This is a genomic window from Streptomyces flavovariabilis (assembly GCF_000725785.1).
Classification (GTDB): domain Bacteria; phylum Actinomycetota; class Actinomycetes; order Streptomycetales; family Streptomycetaceae; genus Streptomyces; species Streptomyces hawaiiensis.
On record NZ_JNXD01000077.1, the window covers coordinates 1 to 957 of the forward strand.

General features: G+C 66.8%; 1 protein-coding gene. It reads right to left on the minus strand.

Annotation, left to right across the window (positions count from 1 at the left end; genetic code table 11):
• The coding region (locus IO24_RS0139955; RefSeq protein WP_208861341.1) for an RICIN domain-containing protein at positions 1–567 on the minus strand (567 nt) is incomplete at its 3' end.
• Positions 568–957 lie beyond the last annotated feature (390 nt).

The window sequence follows — 957 nt, forward strand, 5'->3', positions numbered from 1 at the left end:
CGGCTGCGCCAGCGGGCCGGTCGAGGTCCAGCGGTAGGTCGACGGAAGGGCACACGAGTTGCCCGTCCCGGACAGGCCGGTCCACTTCTGGTTGGTGCCGCCGTGGCACGACCAGATCTGCACCCCCGTGCCGTTGGCCTTGCCCCAGCCCGAGACCTCCAGGCACAGTCCGGACCGTACGCCGACGATCGTGCCGTCGGGGTTCACCCGCCACTGCTGGTTGTCACTGCCGTTGCACGTCCAGATCTGCACCGGGGTCCCGGACGTGGTGGCGCCGCCCCGGACATCCAGGCACTTGTTGCCGTACACGGTCAGCTGGTTGCTGTCCGTCAACGTCCACCGCTGGTTGGTTCCACCGTGGCAGTCCCAGATGTGCACGTTCGCGCCGTCGGTCTGGCTGAAGCCCGCCACATCGAGACACCGGCCGGAATCAGCACCGCGCACGTCGCTGGTGGTGGCCGCCTGAGCCGGGCCGGCGACGAGCAGCGCCGCCAATGCGGCCAGGGCCGCGACCGCGGCGGCGAGCATCGCCGACGGGCGTCTGCGGCTGAAACTACGTCTGCGCATAAGGACCTCGTCATCCTTGAGCAAGCGACTCCGGCCTTCCCCGTGAGAGGTTGTCCGGATGTCGGTGTGATACGAACCCGACTGTCCGATATGCCGAACAGCGGTCGAAGTGCCGATCGAGAGAATGCTAGACATCCCATGAATGACGTCAATGCTTCTCGCGAGATCCGGGGGCAGAAACATTCACAGGCTGAAACCAGGCGGCTTCAAGTCCCGTGGTTGTACGGGTCTTTGGCGTGAGGTGCAGGCAGCGGTGCGGGCGCGTGCTCGGCAAGGTCCGCACCGACCCGCCGTGGGCGACCGCCCCGGTGGGGTCTCTGCTCGTCCTCACAAACCGCGACGTTTCCCGGTGACCGACGATCTTCACCGAAGTCATCCACCCACGACCAG